The sequence below is a fragment of the Paraburkholderia sp. DD10 genome (genome assembly GCF_049177125.1).
Taxonomy (GTDB): domain Bacteria; phylum Pseudomonadota; class Gammaproteobacteria; order Burkholderiales; family Burkholderiaceae; genus Paraburkholderia; species Paraburkholderia terricola.
The window spans coordinates 1,021,228-1,038,918 of record NZ_CP185393.1; the positions used below are offsets into that span (position 1 = coordinate 1,021,228).

The 17,691-nt window shown below is 65.5% G+C and carries 10 protein-coding genes; 7 read left to right on the plus strand and 3 right to left on the minus strand.

Features of this window, described 5'->3' with window-relative positions:
* Positions 1 to 18: 18 nt before the first annotated feature.
* From ACOCG7_RS20060 to ACOCG7_RS20070, 3 genes are all read right to left on the minus strand, one after another.
* On the minus strand, positions 19 to 1,347 hold the full coding sequence (locus tag ACOCG7_RS20060; RefSeq protein WP_073426709.1) for an MFS transporter: 1,329 nt from the start codon (positions 1,345 to 1,347) through the stop codon (positions 19 to 21).
* Positions 1,348 to 1,530: 183 nt separating this feature from the next.
* Positions 1,531 to 2,280 (minus strand): SDR family NAD(P)-dependent oxidoreductase, encoded by a 750-nt coding sequence (locus ACOCG7_RS20065; RefSeq protein WP_421379649.1) that lies wholly within the window; start codon positions 2,278 to 2,280, stop codon positions 1,531 to 1,533.
* A gap of 140 nt (positions 2,281 to 2,420) precedes the next feature.
* On the minus strand, positions 2,421 to 3,320 hold the full coding sequence (locus ACOCG7_RS20070) for a LysR substrate-binding domain-containing protein (protein ID WP_310119569.1): 900 nt from the start codon (positions 3,318 to 3,320) through the stop codon (positions 2,421 to 2,423).
* Between the two features lie 1,114 nt (positions 3,321 to 4,434).
* On the opposite strand from ACOCG7_RS20070, the gene ACOCG7_RS20075 reads away from it, so the two are divergent.
* The 7 genes from ACOCG7_RS20075 (at position 4,435) to pelG (ending at position 17,686) form a co-directional block, all read left to right on the plus strand.
* Entirely contained in the window at positions 4,435 to 7,296 is a 2,862-nt protein-coding gene (locus tag ACOCG7_RS20075) for a polysaccharide deacetylase family protein (RefSeq protein ID WP_421379653.1), read from the plus strand.
* Positions 7,286 to 11,488: a tetratricopeptide repeat protein gene (locus ACOCG7_RS20080; RefSeq protein ID WP_421379656.1), complete on the plus strand. Its 4,203-nt coding sequence runs from the start codon at positions 7,286 to 7,288 to the stop codon at positions 11,486 to 11,488. Before ACOCG7_RS20075 ends, ACOCG7_RS20080 begins: the two co-directional genes overlap by 11 nt.
* 81 nt (positions 11,489 to 11,569) lie before the next feature.
* Positions 11,570 to 12,121, plus strand: a complete 552-nt coding sequence (locus ACOCG7_RS20085; RefSeq protein WP_083083663.1) for a penicillin-binding protein activator LpoB — start codon at positions 11,570 to 11,572, stop codon at positions 12,119 to 12,121.
* A gap of 100 nt (positions 12,122 to 12,221) precedes the next feature.
* Positions 12,222 to 13,628 carry a PelD GGDEF domain-containing protein gene (locus ACOCG7_RS20090; protein ID WP_083083664.1) on the plus strand — a complete coding sequence of 469 codons (1,407 nt, stop codon included), beginning with the start codon at positions 12,222 to 12,224 and terminating at the stop codon, positions 13,626 to 13,628.
* A gap of 4 nt (positions 13,629 to 13,632) precedes the next feature.
* Positions 13,633 to 14,670 (plus strand): hypothetical protein, encoded by a 1,038-nt coding sequence (locus tag ACOCG7_RS20095; RefSeq protein ID WP_421379660.1) that lies wholly within the window; start codon positions 13,633 to 13,635, stop codon positions 14,668 to 14,670.
* Positions 14,667 to 16,313, plus strand: a complete 1,647-nt coding sequence (pelF, locus tag ACOCG7_RS20100) for a GT4 family glycosyltransferase PelF (protein ID WP_421379663.1) — start codon at positions 14,667 to 14,669, stop codon at positions 16,311 to 16,313. Before ACOCG7_RS20095 ends, pelF begins: the two co-directional genes overlap by 4 nt.
* On the plus strand, positions 16,313 to 17,686 hold the full coding sequence (gene pelG, locus ACOCG7_RS20105; protein WP_114162390.1) for an exopolysaccharide Pel transporter PelG: 1,374 nt from the start codon (positions 16,313 to 16,315) through the stop codon (positions 17,684 to 17,686). The genes pelF and pelG overlap by 1 nt, the downstream gene beginning before the upstream one ends.
* The last annotated feature ends 5 nt before the right edge of the window (positions 17,687 to 17,691 follow it).

Sequence of the window (17,691 nt, forward strand, 5' to 3'; positions counted from 1 at the left end):
CGAGAGATGTCCGGTCTTTCAGCGGTTGACGGACCTGGCCGGCACGAGGAACACGAGCAGGGCGCCCAGCGTCACCGCGATCGAGATGAAGATGAGGCCCGCGGTGGATTTGCCGGTGAGATCGTTGAGCCAGCCGACGATCGCGGGCGAGAAGAACCCGGCCAGATTGGCGAAGCAGTTCACGGCCGCGATGCCCGCCGCGGCGGAGATGCCGCCGAGCAGCGCCGTCGGCAGGGACCAGAACTGCGATGACGACGCGAGGATGCCGGCCGCGGCGATGCTCAGGCAGACGATCGAGGCCGCGACACTGCCGAGCAGCGGCAGCGTGGCGAAACCCGCGGCGGCGATCAGCATCGGAATCGCCAGATGCAGGCGGCGCTCGTGAAAGCGGTCCGCGCTCATGCCGACCAGCGGCAGCGCGACGATCGCGCACAGATACGGAATCGCGGTGAAGATGCCGACCCACAGCGGGTCCGCGACGCCGGACTTGCGAATGATGGTGGGCAGCCAGAATGTCAGTCCGTACTGACCGAGCACGACGCAGAAGTAGATTGCCGCCATCAGCCACAAACGTCGGTCGCCGATGAAGGCCTTGATCGACAGATGCGCGGTCTTGTGCGCGTTGTCGCCGGCGACGTTGCGCGCGAGCAGCGCCTTCTCGGTATCGGTGAGCCATTTCGCGTGGGCGATGCCGTCGTCGAGATACAGCAGGATCGCCACGCCGAGTACCAGCGACGGCAGTGCTTCGAGCAGGAACAGCCACTTCCAGCCGGCCATCGAATAGACGCCTTGCAGCGAGTGCATGATGAGGCCCGACAGCGGGCCGCCGATGATGCCCGCGAGCGGAATCGCCATGAAGAACAGCGACAGTGCTTTCGCGCGGCGCGCGGAGGGAAACCAGTACGTCATATAGAGGATGACGCCGGGCGCGAAGCCCGCTTCCGCGACGCCGAGAAGAAAGCGCAGCACGTAGAAGACGGTTGGCGATTTGACGAACACGAAGCTCGCTGAAATCACCGCCCACGTGAGCATGATGCGGGCGAGCCAGCGGCGCGCGCCGACCTTGTGAAGAATCAGATTGCTCGGCACCTCGAAGAGGAAGTACCCGAGAAAGAAGATGCCGGCGCCCATGCCGTACACCGTTTCGCTGAAGCGCAGGTCGCTCAGCATTTGCAGCTTCGCGAAGCCGACGTTGACGCGATCGAGATAGGCGCCGAGATAGCACAGCATCAGAAACGGAATGAGCCGGCGGCTGACCTTGGCGTAGGTTTTGGCTTCGAACGTCGGCGAGTCGCTACGGGAAATCGCATCGCCCGTGACGGGCGGCGCGCTGTATCTGGATTTCATGGTTGTCTCCTGTCGACGAGAGTTGGCGCTTCAGCGCCTTACTCTCGTCCCATGCTTTGCGGTCGATCGGAGTTGGCGCTTTAGCGCCTTACTCCGATCCCATGCCAAGCTGTCGCGCCCCGGGTTGTCCCAGGTGCACGCGAACCCAAGCCGCGCAAAAACGCGGCGCTATTTAGTAGTGATTTAGTGAATCAGCATGCCGCCGTTCACATCGAGTGTGACACCCGTCAGGTAACTCGACAGGTCGCTCACCAGAAACAGACAAGCGTTCGCGACATCGGCGGCGTCGCCGAGACGTCCGAGCGGAATGCCCTTGATGATCTCGACGCGCATCTCCGGTGTGAGCTTGTCGCCCGTGATGTCGGTCTGAATCAGACCCGGCGTGATGGAATTGACGCGAATGCGGTTCGGGCCGAACTCGCGCGCCATCGCCTTGGCGAGTCCGAGGACGCCGGCCTTCGCGGCACTGTAGTGCGGGCCGCCGAAGATGCCGCCGCCGCGCTGCGCCGACACCGACGACATGCAGACGATGCTGCCGCCGTTCTGCTCCTTCATCGCGGGAATCACGGCTTGCGACATATAGAGCGTGCCGCGCAGATTGACGTCGACGATCGCGTCGAAGTCCTTGCCGCCGATCTCCAGCGTGCGAACCGGCTGCGTGATGCCGGCATTGTTGACGAGCCCGTCGATCCGGCCATAGCGCTCCAGCGTGGCGCGCGCGGCCGCGACGCAGGCGGTCTTGTCGGTCACGTCGCACGCGAGTCCGAGGTGTTGCGCGCCGAGGTCGGCGGCCGCCGCCTGCGCGTCCTGCTCGCGCAGATCGAGGATCACCACCTGCGCCCCCTGGGCGGCAAGCGCTTTCGCGGTTGCCTTGCCGATACCGCGGGGCGATGCCGCGCCCGTCACCATGATGATTTTGTTCTCCAGCAACATCGCTTGTCTCCTGAGTGTTGATTTGATGCCTGAAGTGTCGGCTCGCGGGCCGGCGGCATCAACGCGGAAACGCTCAACAATGGCTGAGAAAAATTCAGGTATTCAGGTGTGTCGACTGTGGCGGGCGCGAAGCGCTCCGACTATCGCCGAGCCGCGGAAGAGGCGGCGGCCTCGCGCTCCATCCACGCAAGAAACCGCTCGACGCGCGGCAGTTCCGCGTTCTGCTTCGGGTAAACCAGGTGGTGCGCGCCGACCTCGACCGCGCAGCTATCGTCGAACACTGGGACGAGCAGGCCGTCCCTGATTTTCACCGACGCGAGCATGAGGCTTTCGAGCGCGATGCCGAGGCCGAGCGCCGCCGTTTCGATCGACATGTACGAGCGGTCGAAAGAAAAATCGAACGTCTTTTGAGGCGCGGACACGCCCGTTCTGCCGAACCATTGCTTCCACTGGACGAGCGGCGTTTCCGAATAGATCAGACGATGCGCCAGCAGATCCGCCGGCGTGTTCACGGGATGCCGTTCGAGATACTTCGGCGCGGCCAGCGGGGCAATGAACTCGCCCCGGATGGTTTTCACTTCCAGATTGCTCCAGTTGCCATAGCCGTGACGGATGTCGATGTCGTAGTAGCCGTTCGAGAAAGACACGTTCTCGTACGAGCAGGCCAGATTGAGCTGGATGTCGCCGTTCGCCTCCTGAAAGGACGACAGCCGCGGAAGCAGCCACATGAGGCCGAAGCTCGGGCTCGAATGCACGCGCAGGATGTCCACTTCCTTGCGGCTGGACGCACGTTCGGTCGCGCGGCTGAGATCGGCCAGCGATCCCGTTACATCGGAGAGATAGCGCTCGCCGGTCGGCGTGAGCACGAGGCCGCGCCCGGACCGCTGAAACAGCGGCTGGCCGATGATCGACTCCAGATTGCTGAGTTGATGGCTCACCGCCGAAGCGGTCAGGCCCAGTTCCTCGGCCGCGCGATTCACGCTTTTGGTTCGGGCCACGCTTTCGAACGCGATGATCGCCTTGAGCGGTGGGATACGCATGGGGAATTTTTCAGTTGCGGGTGAAGGGCAGACGAATGAAAGCGGCTTGACATGCATTATCCGTTTTTCGCTCCCGAAGCGCGATCGAGGCGGGGTGAGTTTGCCCGAGGCGCGAGCCGCTAGTGCCGCTCGCTTGGTCCGATTGGATGACGATGGGTTGGCTTTGGAATCCCGCAAACGTTTTGCGGGTTTTTTATTATGTTTGGCCGGTCGGCCGAGGACCGGCGAAAATCCCGCCAAAATTTAACGTTTATCCCTCTAATCATGTTTTTTTGGGCTTTATCGCGTCATTCGAAAAACACCAGAATTTGCGAAGTCCAAGGGCAGAGCGAAGCGATCCGGCGCAGTGCGCGAAAACAAAATTAATTTATGAAGCGGAAAGCTTTTAGAAGGAACGCGGATCAGAAAGTATTGGGGCGATCGGCCCGCGCCATGTCTCATTAGAGCCTACGGAAAATCGCGCTTTATTGCCCAGGTATCAGGCAATTATTGCCTGAAAACGATTCTGCTCGATAGCGGGAGGTAAGAATAGCCGAGCCACGGCCCACCGCGCTTCGCTCTTGCTCGGCGACGGAACGTCCCGTCAACGGCCCACCCAGGCGGCGGGAGTTTCGCTTTTATGCACGTTTTTTCGCCGATCCGCGAACCTTGCAATTGGATTGCGCACCGCGTGCTTTGCATGACCGCCCGCCAAAAATTTCAAATGCTTTCAGCTCCGTTAACTTTTGTCAAATCCATGGCTTGCTTAAACATTGCCTCTCGCAGCGGTAAAACGTTTGCGAGGTTCTGTTTGCTGGAAATAGCCAGCAGGTTATTAAAGTTTGCCTGGTTTTGACCATCTCAACGCCATGCTTTCAACCACAGAATAGTGGTGCGCTTGAAAAAAAGAGCTATTAGAATGCGCTGCCTGGACGAAAGGCGCTCATTAACGGGTAGATGGGCGATGGCGGCCGTGTTCGACGCGGATCGGTAAAAGCAATAAAACCGAAGAAGAAATCACATGACCTTGGGGATTCAAACGATATTCGAAGCACGGCCGGCGCTTTGCGATGCACCTCGGAACATGTCGGGGCCGTCGCGGCAAGAGCGGAAAACGGCCCGTCCACGCTTCGTCATGCGCGCCTTGAGCCGCGCGGTTGTCGCGGTGCTCGCTTTGGGCGGCGCGAATGCGATCGCTCAGCCGGCACAAGCGCAGTTGCAACCGCAACCCGCGCCGTTGTCCGCGCAACCGCAACCGCAACCGCAACCGCAACCGCAACCGCAAGCTAAACCGCAAGCGACCGAACCGCATCGCGCGCCATCAGTCAACCTCGCATTCTTCGACGGCGCCAACGTGCCGGTCGATCTGTTGCAGGCCTTCGACGCCGTCGTCGTCGATCCCGCGCACGGTTTCGATCCGTCCGCGCATCCGTTGCGCCATACCGCATGGCTCGCGCGCACGCATGCGGATGCCGCCGCAGGCACGCCGGCCGCCTTCGTCGCGAGCCAGATCGAGCCGCTGTGGCAGCGCGGTTTTCGCGGCTTCCTGCTCGACACGCCGAACGCCCTTGCCGCCATCGACGCGATACACGCGGCGCATCCCGACGCGCGCCTCGTGATCGGCGGCGCCGACGCGCTGCAACTCGCGATGCCGCATGCCAACGCGCTGTACGCGGTGGCCGGTCCGTCGCTCGTCAGCGGCGTGAGCGCGAACGGCGCGTTGCAGACCGTCGTGTCCGCGGACGAGCGCGCGGCGCGCGTCGCCGGCGCGCAAGCATTCATGCAGCAGACCGGCGTGCCGGTGGTATCGATCGAATACTGCCCCGCGGACGATCGCGCCTGCGCCCGCAACACGGCCGCGCAGGTGGTGGCGACCGGCGTCACGCCCTACGTGACCGACGTGGCGCGCGGCGTGGTCGGCATCGGCGCGATCGAGGTGCTGCCGCGCAAGGTGCTCGTCGTGCAGGACACGGGCGACGATCTGCTGCTCGACGAAACCCCCGGCGTGCGCGATCTGGCGACGCCGCTGAACTATCTCGGCTACGACGTCGAGTACGCGAACGTCAACGACACGCTCCCCGGCGACATCACGCCCGACCGTTATGCCGGCGTCGTCGCGTGGCTGCAGGGCAGCGGCACGCAGGACAGCGCGGTGTGGCGCGCATGGGTGGATGCGCGCATCGCGTCGCACGTGCCCGTCGCGTTTCTCGGCCAGTTCGGTTTCGACGCGGCCGAGGACGAAGGACGCGCGCTCGATCTGCAAGCGGTGCCGGGTCCGTTCAGCGACAAGGTGGAGGTGGTCTCGCGCGATCCGATGGTCGGCTTCGAGATCGATCCGAAGCTCGGCCCACGCGATCTGACGGGCGTGCGGGTCGGCGCGGCGAGCCGGCCGCTGCTGCGCGTGACGAGCGGCCAGGCGACCCTCGACCCGATCGCGATCACGCCGTGGGGCGGCTTCGCGATGAGCCCGTACACGGTCGTCTCGCTCAACGGCATCGACCAGGAACGCTGGGCGATTCAACCGATCTCGTTCCTCACCGCCGCGTTGCGCCTGCAGCGCATGCCGTCGCCGAGCGTGACGACGGAGAACGGGCGGCGTCTTTTCATGTCGCACGTCGACGGCGACGGGTTCGCGTCGCGCGCCGAATTTCCCGGCGCGGACTACTCGGGCGAAGCGCTGTATCAGCAGATTTTCACGCGCTACAAGGTGCCGATGACGCTCTCGGTGATCGAGGGTGAAGTGGGGCCGACCGGCCTCTATCCGAAAATCTCGCCGCGTCTGGAAGAGATCGCGCGCAAGATGTTCGCGCTGCCGTATGTCGCGATCGGCACGCACACGTACTCGCATCCGTTCGACTGGGGCAGCGTGGATGCGAAGACCGGCGAGCGCGTGGACCGCGGCGGCGGCGACACCGCGTTTTCGCTGGTCATTCCGAACTACACGTTCGACATCGACCGCGAAGTGACGGGCTCGATCGATTACATCAACACGCGTCTCGCGCCGCCGGGCAAGAAGACGGCCATCCTGCAATGGCCGGGCAACTGCAAGCCGCCCGCGCTCGTCGTGCGCAAGGTGTATGCGGCGGGCGTCGCGAACGTGAACGGCGGCGACACCGTCATCACGAAGAGCGCGAGCAGTTGGACCAACATCGCGCCGATCGGCGTCGACAAGGGGCCGGGCGCGTACCAGGTGTATGCGCCGAATCAGGACGAGAACGTCTACACGAACGACTGGCTCGGCCCGTTCTACGGCTTCACGCGCGTGCTCGAAACCTTCGACATGACGGACAAGCCGTTGCGTTTCAAGCCGATCGATCTGTATTACCACATGTACAGCGGCACGAAAGTCGCGTCGCTGCGCGCGCTTGATCAGATTTTCACGGCGGTGCTCAAGCAAGCCGTGCTGCCCGTGCAGATGACCGACTACACGCAGAAGGTGCTCGACTGGCGTTCGTTCGCGGTCGCGCGCGCGGTGCGTGGCGAGCCCGATGCGGATGCAGATGCAAATGCAAATGCAAATGCAAATGCAAATGCAAACGCAGATGCCGGAAAGCCTGCGGGCGGCGACTGGATCGTGCGCGGCAACGGCGAGGTGCGCGAGTTGCACTGGCCGCTGTCGAGCGCGCCGGATCTGCGCGCGTCGGCCGGCGTCACCGGCTATTCGGCGGGTCCGGACGGCACCTATATCCACATCGCGGACGGCGCGGCGCGGGTGTCGTTCAACACGACCGATGCGAAGGCGGGCGCGTTGCCCTACATCGCCGAAGCCAACGGTTTCGTGCGCAACTTCAGACGCAACGCCAACGGCATGTCGTTCGAATTCGGCGGCTACTACCAGCCGTTCGTCAGGCTCGCCAACGCGCGCGGTTGCAGCGTGAGCGTCGCGGGACGCGCGGTCGCCACCCCGCGCGACGGCGCGGGCGTGCGCTTCGATACGCCGGCCTCCGCCGGTTTGCAGGTGAACTATCAGCCCGTCGAGATTGCCTGTGAGCGCTAAACGTCCCCGTATCGCACCGACCTGGCTCGTCTGTTTGCTGGCGGGCGTCGTGCTGCTGACGATCTACGGCGTGTCGCCGCGCGGCGGCTTGCGCCAGCGCGTGGCGTCGGTCGGCGCGCCCAGCGAATTGAGCGTCGCGTATCTGGAAGCCTGGTCGAAAGTGCGGCCCGACAACGAAGAGTTCCTGTCCCTGCTCGGCGCGCAGTATTCGTATCTGGGCCGCACCGCCGATACCGAGCGGATCGCCGCGCGCATGGATGCGCTCGGCACCGACGACATGCGCCGCGGCGCGACCATGCTGCGTCTTTCCGTGGCCGAGCAGCGCACCTTTGCGATTGCCGAGGACGATCCGCGGCGCGCCCGCGAGTTGAACGATCTGCGCGCGCATCTGCAAGAGGCGGCCAGGCTGCAATGGGCGCCGAAGGATCTCGAATGGCTCGCGCAGCGCGCGGCCGGCGTCGGCTTGCCCGATCTCGCGATGCAGCTTTACGCGCGGCTGTCGGCGCACGATCCCGATGGCCGCGCGAAGTGGGACACGCAGATCACGCGTTACGCGCTGCAAGTGGGCGACTATCGCGCGGCCGCGGACGCCTGGTTCCGTCAGCAAGCGGCGGCGCGCACGCGCGACGAGCAGCGCCGTTGTTTCGTGGCCGGCGTGCGCGCATTGCAGTCGGGCAATCTGCTGGACGAAGCGCTCGCGGCGGCGGACGCGCATGGCGCCGGGCTCGCCGACGACCCGGCCACGCTGGTGGTGTTGCTGAATCTGGCGCGCGCGGCGAATCGTCCGCAAGCCGTCGATCGCTACGCGAAGATGCTGGCGCGTTATGCGTCGCTCGGGCCGCGCGATGGGGCGAGGGATTTCGCGCCGCGGCAGCAGCTCGCGCAGTACGCGTATCGGGATGGTCCTGTGGCGCAGGGGGATGGTTTCGCGCTCGCGAGTTTGCGCGCGGCGATGCGCGGCGATGTGCGGGGGCGGGGCGCGGTGGGTGTGGTTCGCGTCGCGGCTATGGGGGAGGTGGCGGGTGTAGGCAGCGCAGCTAGCGGAGCCAGCTTAACTAACGCAGCCAGCCAGGCCGACAAAGCAAGCGGAGCTAACACAGCAAGCATAGCTAGCGCAGCAATCGCAGGCAACAAAGCAAGCGCAGCTAGCACATCCAGCGCGGCGAACCCCCAAACCCTCGCCATCGCCGACACCGTATTCCAGGCGTTCGTCGAATCCGGCGACCTGCCGAATGCGCAGAAAATCGCCGCGCAACAGGTGCAGCGCGATCCGCGTTCCGCGCTGTGGGTCAAGCGTCTCGCGCAGGTGGCCGAATGGAACCGCGAGCCCACGCTGGCGCTGAAGTCGTGGCTCGAATACGCGCAGGTGTCGAACGATCCGGTCGGCTGGCGCAACGTGCTGCGCATCGCGCCGATGCTCAACGACGACGAAGCGTATCTGGTCGCGCTGGTTCATCAGGCGCGCGCCACGCCCGGCGATATGAAGCTGGTCGATAGCGTCACCGCGACCTATGAACGCCTCGGCCGTCCCGACGACGGTCTCGCCTTCCTGCGCTCGCTGCCGCGCGGCGTGAATGATACGAACGGCGCGAATGATACGAACGGCGCGAACGGCGACGCGATCGATCAGCGCATAGGCGGCCTCGCCGAACGCGCGGGCCACGACGACCAGGCGCTCGCCACTTACCGCGCGGTGCAGGCGCGTCATCCGAACGACGCGACCGCCGCATTACGCACCGCGAGCGTGCTGTATCGCCAGGGCGACTATCGCGCATCGCTGGCCGCGTTGAGCGCCGCGCGCGCCGGCGCGAAAGACAGCGACCCGATCTTCTGGCGCAACTACGCCGAACTCGCGCGCCTGCTGCAACGCGACGGCGACGCCAACGAAGCGTATCGTCACCTGCTCGCGAGCGGTGCGGCCACGCGCGAGGACCTCGGCGAAATGACGGACTTCTACGATCCGTATCCGATCGACGCGGGCCGCATCGCCGAATTGCGTTTTCACCGCGAGCACAGCGCGCGTGCGTTGCGCGACGCGATCTATTACTACCTCGACGCCCAGGCGCTGGACCGCATCGCCACACTGCTCGCGAACCTCACGCCCGACGAGCGCAAAACCGCCGAAGCGTCGCCCGCCTTGCTCGGCGTGCGCGCCGAATACTATCGCCTGATCGGCCAGCCCCAAAACGCGCTCGCCGATCTGAAGCGCGCGGTCGATCTGCCGGGCGCGGGCGCCGACGTGAACGCCGCCTATCTGTGGACGCTCGTCGACTACGGCAGCGACGCCGACCTGCGCGCGGCGCTCAAGCGCTGGCGCGGCAGCGCGGCGCAAAGCTCGGCGCTGTGGGGACCGTTCGCCGCGGCCGAAATGCGCCTGAACCGGCCGGTCGCCGCGCTCGAATATCTGCGCCGCCAGGCGGGCATGATGTCGCGCGATCCGCTGTGGCTGCTCACCTATGCCGACGCCCAGGAACAGTCGGGACACGCGGGGCTCGCGTGGACGATCCGCAAGAAGGTGTGGCTGCAATTGCAGAGCGAACAGGCGAGGTTCGTGGAAGAGCGCGGTGTGTCGCGTGTGTCGGGCGCAGCGAACGCAACGAGCGCGTCGAAGGTGTCGGGCGTGTCGAACGCGTCAAGCACGCCGGGCGTGTCGAGCACATCGAGCGTGTCGAACGCATCGAACGCGTCGAGCACATCAACGCGCGGCCGCATCACACGAGACGCCGAAGCAGCGGCCGATCTGCGCGGCCGGCGCGTGACATTGTCGACGGAATTCGCCACCGGCGACGTCTCCGCCGCATTGCTCGACGACCTCATGTCGGCGCACGCGACGCCCGCCGACCTCGCGCAAACGCGCCGCACGCTGATCGGCAACGTGAAGGGTCTGCCGGGCGGCGCGCCGATGCAAGGCGCCGATCTGCCGCAAAACGCACGCTTGCGCGGCGCGGTCGCGAAGGACGTGGCGATCGCATGGGCGCTGTCGCACGAAAGCAATCCGCTGGCGAAGCGCTGGCTCGCGCAGCAGTATGCCGAGCGCCTGTCGCGTCCCGCCGACGCGCGCCTGACCATCGCGCTGGCCGAGAACGACGTCGGTGAAATGGAGCGCCTGCTCGACCAGGAACGCTCGCGCTTGCCGATCTACGACCGCATCGACGCGACGATCGCCGTCGATCATCCCGACCGCGCGCAGCAGCTTGCCTTCGACGCGCTCGGCGGCGCGCCCGAGGACACGGAACTCCATACGCGGGTCACGGAGACCGCGCTCGACTGGCCGCAATCGCTCGACGCGAGCGTCACCAACTACGTCGAGCATCCGCTCGATTACGTCGAGGCGACGCTCGCGGGCAGCCGCAAGATCGCCGAGCGTTATCTCGTCGGCGTGACGGCGGTCCAGCATTTCCAGCATTCGACCGACATCACGCAGCTCGTCAACGTGCCTTCGGTGGACCGCTGGCTCAACATCTACGGCGAGCGGCGCACGCGCGATACGTCGTTCACGATCACGGGCGGCCGGCGCGTCGCCTCCGCCTCGTTCTATACGCTCGACCTGGCCGGCGAGGTGGGCCGCAACTCGGCGCTCACGCTCGGCCTGCGCGCGGGCCGCAACCAGGTCGCCGACGAAACCCAGGCGCTGCTGGTCGGCGGCATGAAGGACAACCTGATCGGCGACCTCACGTATCGGATGACGCAGCGCCTCACGTTCAGGGGCAGCGTGGAGGCGGACCGCTTCTACAGCCAGGCGCGCACGTATCTGGGCAGCGGCGTGCTGTCGACGGGCGAGGTGAGTTACCGGATCCGCACGCAGTACCCGGATTACACGCTGCGCGCGCTCATTACGCACGGCGGCTACGGCGCGAGCGGCCAGGCCGACGCGCTGATCACGCGGCTGTTGCCCGTCGCCTTGCAACCGGCGACGCCGCGCGACTTCATGCCCGATACCTACACGCAATACGGCTTCTTCCTCGGCGCGGGCAACGATCTGCTCGAACAGTACACGCACCGCTGGCGGCCTTTCTTCGACGTCGGCCTGCTGCACGACTCGATACAGGGCTGGGGGCCGCAGTTCAACGTGGGTATCGCGGGCACCGTGTTCGGCGGCGATCACCTGGCCGTGTTCCTGCAACACCAGCGCGTGTCGAAGATCGGCACGCCGGTCACGGTGCTGGGCGCGCGCTATAGCTGGTACTACTGATTCCGTTCGATTTTCCGTTCTATTGGCGACGCAGGCGGACCGCGCCTGCGATGAATAACGACGTTACTGAGGAGTGGTTCGATGAACAACATGAAAAGATGGCGCGGCCTCGTCAAGTGGTCCGCGGTGGTGGCGGCGTCCGCGCTCGTGCTCGGCGCGTGCGGTTCGATTCGTCAAACGGGTTCGCCGGCGCTCGGCGTGAAGGACTCGGTGGCGATCGTGTCGATGGCGAACTTCACCGAAACGCCGGCCGCGGGCAGCAGCGCCGCCGCGATCGCGGCGAACACGCTGCGCGCGAACGGCTTGACGGACGTGCGGATCGCGCCCGTCGATGCGTCGGCGAACGCGATGTTCGACACCGCGCAGCGCGAGCTCGGCGAGAAGAAACTCGCCTGGGCGCGCGAGCAGCACGTCAAATACGTGCTGACCGGCGCGGTGGAAGAGTGGCGCTACAAGGTCGGCGTGGACGGCGAGCCGGTGGCGGGCGTCACCTTCGAACTGATCGACGTCGCCTCGGGCCAGGTCGTGTGGAGCGCCACGGGCTCGAAGAGCGGCTGGACGCGTTCGAGTCTCGCGAGCGTCGCTTCGTCGCTGATCGGCAGCCTGTTGTCGCCGCTGCGCTCGCGCGGTTGATGCGCGGGTTGCTTCAGATTTTGCTTCACATCTTGCGTCACGTCCCGCGTCGCGCAAGCACGCTGTCATCCGTATCTCGACACGTCATGAGGAGTCGGCTGTGAATACCGTCACCGCGCAATCCGCCGCCAGTGCGGCAAAGCCGCGCCATTCGAATCCGCTCGGCAATCTGAGCGCGTTGCGGCGTTTCGTTGCGCCCGCGGTGGCGCGGCCGTTTTCCATCGTCGAGACGATCGCGTTCGTCGCGGTCATCGGCGTGTTGAGCTGGGCGCTCGACCGCAACGATCCGTTCCTGCTGCACGCGGGTTTTCCGTGGCTGTGGTTCGCGCCGCTGATCGTCGCGCTGCGCTACGGCACGCTGCTCGGTCTGCTGGCGTGCGCGATGCTGATCGGCGCATGGCAGGTGCTGATGCGCGGCAGCGCCGACGCATGGCCGACGCTGTTCTTCACCGGCGGCCTGTTGCAGACCATCGTCGCGGGGCATTTCGGCGATACGTGGGGCAACCGCGCGCAGCGCGCGAACGCGTTGAACGATTACCTGAACGACCGGCTCGTCGCGATCACGAACAGCCATTACCTGATGCGCCTGTCGCATGAGCGGCTCGAAAAGGATCTGTTGTCGAAGCCGACCACGCTGCGCGATTCGATCACCGAGTTGCGCCGCCTGTCGGTCGCGCACGGGCTCGACACCGTGCCGATGACGCCGGCGCGGACCCTGCCGGGCGCGCAGGCGTTGCTCGAATTCGTCGCCCAGGCGTGTCAGATCGAAGTAGCCGCGCTGTATGCGGTGCACGAGGGCAAGCTCGCGCATGAAGCGCTCGCGCGCATCGGCGATGCGTTCGAACTGGAACCGCGCGACGAACTCGTCGCCCGCGCGCTCGAAACGCAAGCGGTCGCGCATATCAGGAGCGGCGGGCATCCGGCCACGCACACGAGCCTGCTGGTGTGCGCGCCGGTGATCTCGGCGGACGGGCGCCTGCTCGCCGTGCTGGCGATCAGGCGCATGCCGTTCCTGTCGCTGAACTTCGACAACCTGCAATTGCTGCTGGTCCTGCTCGGCTACTACGCCGACGGCGTCGAACACTCGCGGCAGGTGCGCACGATCCTGCATGCGGTGCCCGACTGCCCGTATGAATTCGCGCTCGACGTAAGCCGCCTCACGCGTCTCGAAGGCACGGCGGGCATTACCTCGTCGCTGGTCGCGCTGGTGTTTCCGCACGACGACGAAGGCGATTCGTTCTTCGAGCATGTGATGCGTCGCCGCCGCGCGCTCGATCTGATGTGGCCGGTGAAGGCGGCGGGGCGCTCGGTGCTGATCAACCTGATGCCCGCCACCGATGCGACCGGCGTGGACGGCTATCTCGCGCGGATCGAAGCGAGCCTGCGCGCGCAGTTCAATCTCGATCTGGAAGGCGCGCGCATCGGCGTGCATACGCTGCATCTCGGCGGCGGCGAGCCGGGCGCGGCGCTGAAGCGCCTTCTCGTGCGCAGCGGTCTCGAGGTCTGACGCCATGCGCTCCGAATCCGTCCGCCGCGCGTCGAGCGTGCTCCGCGCCAGCGCCGCTTTCGCCGGCATCGTGCTCATCGCGCTCGTGCAGTTTGCGCTGATCTGGCGCATCGCGAACCGGCACACCGCGTTCGATCCGCTGCTGCCCGTCGTCGCGATCGACGTGCTCGGCGGCGCGCTCCAGGCGCTGCTGGTGCGTGCGCTGCTGCCGGTGCGCTATCGTGAGCCGCGCGGCTGGAGCGTGCTGCTGCTGTGGCTCGGCTGCGCGTTCGTGCCGCTGTTCGGCGGGCTCGTGGTGCTCGCGAGCTGCGTGTGGGCCGCCTGCTATCCGCGCTCGCACAGCGGCGAGGAACTGGACGACGTGCCGGCGCCCGAGTTCGTCACGCATCTGATGTCGCGCGTCTCGCACGGCGGCGGCGCCCGCTTGCAGGCGCGCATCGTGAATACGCAGGTGAATGCGTCGGATCGTCTGTCGGCGCTCGTCGCGATTCAAACCATGCCGACGCGCACCACCGGCACGTTGCTGCGCGAATTGCTTGCCGACCCGGTCGAGGACGTGCGCCTGATCGCCTACGGCACGCTGGATCAGGCGGAAAACGAGGTGACGCAGCGCATCTTCCAGACCGCGCAAAGCCTGGAAACGGCGAGCACCGATGCGCGGCGTCACGCGATCAATCGTCAGCTTGCCGAGTTGTATTTCGAGCTGATCTATCAGAACCTGGTGCAAGGCGCGGTCTACCGGCACACGCTGGAGCAGGCCGATCGCCACGCCCGCGCGGCGCTCGATATCGACGACGCCGACGCCGCGCTGTGGATGATCCGCGGCCGCCTCGCGCTCGCGAACGGCGCCGCCGACGAAGCCGCCACCTACATGGCGCGTGCCCAGGCGCTCGGCTTTCCGCGCGAGCGCCTCGTGCCCTGGCTGGCCGAAGTCGAATTCCTGCGCGGCGATTTTCCGCGCGTGTCCGAACTGCTGGCGTCGCTCGGCAATGCCGCGACGCTGCCGATGCTCAAACCTGTCGCGCGTTACTGGTCAACATGAAACCATCACTGCTGCGCCGCGCCGCGGACGCCGATGTCTGCCTGCTGCTCGAAGGCACGTTCCCCTATGTGCGCGGCGGCGTGTCGAGCTGGGTCAACGACATGATCCGCTCGTATCCCGAACTGCGCTTTTCGATCGTGTTCGTCGGCAGCCGCCAGGAGGACTACGAAGGCGCCGCTTATGCGCTGCCGGATAACGTCGTGCATTTCGAGGCGCACTACCTGTACGAAGCGGCGCTCGCCGACAAGGAGGCTTCGCGTGAAATTCCCGGCGATGCGCAAGCGTTTGCACGCTCGGCCGCCTTGCACGACGCGTGGCGCAACGGCGGCTCGAATCCAGCCTCAAGCCCCGGCGCGCTGATGGCCGACATGGTGCAACTGATCGGCGACCACGGCCCGCTCAACGAGGAACAGTTTCTCTCCAGCCGCGCGGCATGGGATTTCATCGTCGACCAGTACCATCGCTATTGCACGGACCCTTCGTTTACCGACTACTTCTGGACCGTGCGCATCATGCACAAACCGCTGTGGCAGCTTGCGCGCGTGGCCGAACAGTTGCCGCCGGCGAAGATGTATCACACGGTGTCGACGGGCTATGCGGGCTTTCTCGGCGCGCTGCTGCACTATCGGAGCGGTCGGCCGCTGCTCGTCTCCGAGCACGGCATCTACACGAAGGAACGCAAGATCGACCTGCTGCAAAGCCAGTGGATCCGCGACAACCGCGGCGCGTTCGAGCGCGACATCTCCAGGATCAGCTATTTCCGCGAACTGTGGGTGCGTTTCTTCGAAGCGCTCGGCAAGCTCGCCTACGACGCCGCCGACGACATCGTCGCGCTCTACGAGACCAATCGCCAGCGGCAGATCGCCGACGGCGCGCAGGCCTCGCGCACGCGCAACATTCCGAACGGCGTGGACGTGGACGCGCTCGCGCCGCTCGTCGCGCAACGCGTGGCGCGTGCGCGCAAGGTGGTCGCGCTGATCGGCCGCGTGGTGCCGATCAAGGACATCAAGACCTTCATTCGCGCGCTCTTCATCGCGTCGCGGACGATGCCCGATATCGAAGGCTGGATCGTCGGCCCGCAAGAAGAAGACCCGGCCTATGCGCTGGAGTGCCGCGCGCTGGTGCAAAGTCTCGGGCTCGCGGCGAACGTGAAGTTCCTCGGCTTTCAGCGCATCGACGAGATCCTGCCGCAAGTGGACGTGATCGCGCTGACCTCGATCAGCGAGGCCTTGCCGCTCGTCGTGCTGGAAGGCTTCGCGGCCGGCGTGCCGGCGATCACGACCGACGTGGGCTCATGCCGCCAGTTGATCGAAGGCTACGGCGACGACGATCGCGCGTTGGGTTCGGCCGGCAGCGTCGTGCCGATCGCGAATCCGGCCGCGTTCGCCCAAGCCGTGCTCGACCTGCTCGGCGACGAACCGCGCTGGCTCGCGGCGCAACAGGCCGGCCTCGCGCGCGTGCGGCGTTTCTATACGAAGAAGCAGATGATCGATCAATACCGTGTGCTGTATGAACGTTTGACGGCCGCGCCCACGCGGGCCGATCGCGCGAGCGGCCAGGCCGCCGCCGCGCGCGGCGGCTGTCCGATGCATCATGGCGCGCCGGACGGCGGCGCACGGCTTCAACCGCAAGAGGTGCGCTGATGGCCGGCATCGGTTTCGAACTCCGCAAGATACTCAAGCACCAGACGCTGTTCGGCGTCGCGCGCGCCTACGCCTATGCGGGGCTGATCAGCTCCGGGCCGCTGATTCTGTCGATCTTCGGCATTCTGATCATCGGCCTGTTGAGCCTCGCGTTCGTGATACCGAAGTACGCGATCGTGCAGTTCCAGGTGTCGGTGACGTATCTGATCGCCTGCAGCCTGATCCTGACCGGGCCGCTGCAACTGTCGTTTACGCGCTTCATTTCCGACCGCCTGTTCGAGAAGCGCGACGACCTGGTGCTGTCCAACTACAACGGCGTCGTGCTGATCTCGACGGCGGCCTCGGGCGTACTCGGCGTGCTCGCGGTGGCGTTCGGCTTTCGCGGCGAGCCGCTCGTCTATCGGCTGCTGATGGTGGCGGGCTTCGTCGTCGTCAGCAATATCTGGATCGCGGTGATCTTTCTGTCGAGCGTCAAACAATATCGGCAGATTCTCTATGTATTCGCGCTCGGCTACGGCTGCACCGTCGCGTTCGCATTGATGCTGAATCGTCATGGATTGCCGGGCCTGCTCGGCGGCTTCGTGGCGGGCCATATCGTGCTGCTCGCGGGCCTCTCGGGGCTGATCTACCGCAACTACCAAAGCGAGCGCTTCATCTCGTTCGAGGTGCTGGAAAAGCGCTTCGCGTATCCGAGCCTCGCGCTCGTCGGGCTGCTGTTCAACCTCGGCGTGTGGATCGACAAGTTCATGTTCTGGTACGCGCCGCAAACGGGCGCGCGCGTGATCGGACCGCTGCATGCATCGGTGATCTACGACCTTCCCGTGTTCATCGCCTACGTGTGCGTGATGCCCGGCATGGCGACCTTCCTCGTGCGGATCGAGGCGGATTTCGTCGAGTATTACGACCGCTTCTACGACGCCGTGCGCAGCGGCGCGACGCTGCGCCACATCAACGACATGCGCGACATGATGGTCGGCAGCGTGCGCGCGGGGCTCTTCGAGATCGTGAAAATTCAGGCTGTCGTGCTGCTGCTGATTCTCGCGTTCGGCCACCTCGTGCTCGAAGCGCTGGGCATTTCCACCTTGTATTTGCCGCTGCTCATCGTGGATGTGATCTCGGCCAGTCTGCAAGTGTTGCTGCTCGGTTTGCTGAACGTGTTCTTCTATCTCGACGGACGCCGCGCCGTGCTCAGGCTCACGGCGGCCTTCGTCGTGCTGAACGGGCTGTTCACCGGCATGACGCTGTGGCTCGGGCCGGACTGGTACGGCTATGGTTTCGCGCTCGCGCTGCTCGTCGTCGTGATGGCCGCGGTGATGATGCTAGACCGCAAATTCGCGTCGCTCGAGTACGAGACTTACATGCTGCGCAACTAGGCGGG